Annotated in this window: 3 protein-coding genes; 2 read left to right on the top strand and 1 reads right to left on the bottom strand. The window is 40.0% G+C overall.

Translation table 11 applies throughout. From position 1 onward, the window contains the following. The coding region (locus VXQ92_RS16080; RefSeq protein ID WP_416682501.1) for an AI-2E family transporter at positions 1 to 574 on the bottom strand (574 nt) is incomplete at its 3' end. A gap of 135 nt (positions 575 to 709) precedes the next feature. Between VXQ92_RS16080 and purM the strand changes: the two genes are divergently transcribed. Together purM and purN are read left to right on the top strand one after the other, a co-directional pair. Beyond that, the gene (gene purM, locus VXQ92_RS16085) at positions 710 to 1,780 is read left to right on the top strand and encodes a phosphoribosylformylglycinamidine cyclo-ligase (protein WP_416682503.1); all 1,071 of its coding nucleotides are present in this window, start codon (positions 710 to 712) and stop codon (positions 1,778 to 1,780) included. Beyond that, a partial coding sequence (purN, locus tag VXQ92_RS16090) for a phosphoribosylglycinamide formyltransferase (RefSeq protein WP_416682504.1) occupies positions 1,777 to 2,125 on the top strand: 349 nt, incomplete at its 3' end. The genes purM and purN, both read left to right, overlap by 4 nt.

The raw sequence follows: 2,125 nt of genomic DNA on the forward strand, positions 1-2,125 counted from the left end.
CATATGGCCGTGGAATGAGACGACGTAAGTTTTGTAACATACGGTCCCAGTCTAATAAGAAGTAAAAAGCAATAATTGGGATTAAAACAACTGTTCCACCAATTTGAATAAAATTAAGTCCTGATTGTGCAAGCTTTAATAAAACTGCTTGAATACTATCGGCACTGTAATTGGTCTGGACATAATCCATCACAGCTTTGGACATTTGATCGGTATCAATTTCCATTTGCTGGACATGGAATGTCGAAGAAATCCACGGTAATAGCTCTGCATTAATCCAATGGATCCCCGCTGGAATACTGTCTCGAGCGTAAACAAGTTGTTTCCAGATCAGTGGAACCAGATACCATAATGCAACGGTTAAAGTTACACCTATACCAATAAAAACAATACTAATTGCCAACCAGCGAGGTATCTTAATTTTTACTAGAACTTCGACTAGTGGACTAAATAAATAAGCCAGGAAAAAAGCACCAATAAATGGGATGACCACAGGCTTGAGCAAGTATAATACCCATACCAGCAATACAATACCTGCGAGTAAGAAAATACGGCGCAGTATACGATCTTGCATAAAATCTAGCCTTTTTTGATTTAATCGTTATAAATGGAAAAATATTTTTATTAAAGATAGCATTTTCGAGCATAAATAACATAAGAGTTTCGTATATTCAGGTTATAATCTGCCGCCAATGCGGAGACTTCATTTATGAGCAACTCAACTTCTACCCCAAATACCGGTTTAAGCTACAAAGATGCGGGTGTTGACATTGAAGCGGGCGACGCACTGGTCGATCGTATCAAGTCAGTCGCTAAACGTACAACTCGTCCAGAAGTAATGGGCGGACTTGGTGGCTTTGGTGCACTATGCAAAATTCCTAAAGGTTACGAAGAACCTGTTTTGGTTTCTGGAACTGACGGTGTAGGTACTAAATTACGTTTAGCACTTAACCTTAATCGTCATGACACAATCGGCCAAGATCTTGTCGCTATGTGTGTAAACGATCTTTTGGTTTGTGGTGCAGAACCACTATTCTTCCTCGACTATTATGCGACTGGTCACTTAAATGTCGATGTAGCTGCAAACGTAGTTACTGGTATCGGTAAAGGTTGTGAACTTGCAGGTTGTGCACTTGTAGGTGGTGAAACAGCTGAAATGCCTGGCATGTATGAAGGCGAAGATTACGATCTTGCTGGTTTCTGTGTCGGTGTTGTTGAGCAAAGCAAAATTATTGATGGCTCTAAAGTAAAATCTGGTGATGTACTTATTGGTGTTGCATCAAGCGGTGCTCACTCAAATGGTTATTCATTACTACGTAAAATCTTAGATGTTAAGAATGTAGACTTAACTCAAGTAATTGATGGTCGCCCTCTTGCAGATGTAGCAATGGAGCCAACACGTATTTATGTAAAACCAGTTCTAGAGCTTTGCAAACAAGTTGATGTACACGCGATGGCACACATCACTGGTGGCGGCTTACCAGGCAACTTACCACGTGTATTACCAAATGGTGCTCAAGCTGTAATTAATGAAGCTTCTTGGGAATGGCCAGAATTATTCAAACTTTTACAACGCGAAGGTAATGTAGAACGTTTTGAAATGTACCGTACCTTTAACTGTGGTGTAGGTATGGTCATTGCTGTTGATGCAAATGATGCAGAAAAAGCAATTGAAGTGCTTAATGCTCAAGGTGAAAAAGCTTGGAAAATCGGACATATCCAAGAAAATGCTGAATCAGTGGAAGGTGCAGACGAAAAAATTCGTGTGATCTTTGAATGATGAAAATTGCTGTTCTAGTCTCTGGGAACGGCAGCAACTTACAAGCCTTGATAGATGCAAATCTATCAGGGCAAATTGTAGGTGTACTGTCTAATAAAGCCGATGCTTATGCCCTAGAGCGTGCTCAAAATGCCAATATCGCGACAGCCGTAATCTCTCACAAAGACTTTCCTAGTCGTGAAGATTTTGATAAAGCTATGCATCAGCAACTTATCGCATGGCAAGCTGACGTGGTTATTTTAGCTGGCTTTATGCGTATTTTAACTGCTGACTTTGTCGATAAATGGCAAGGTAAAATGCTTAATATCCATCCTTCATTATTACCTGCCTATAAAGGCGTTAATA

The sequence above is a fragment of the Acinetobacter sp. 228 genome, assembly GCF_048147885.1.

Excerpts from the sequence above, each read along its gene's own strand:
- purM (WP_416682503.1), top strand. The coding sequence starts at position 710 with ATGAGCAACTCAACTTCTACCCCAAATACCGGTTTAAGCTACAAAGAT.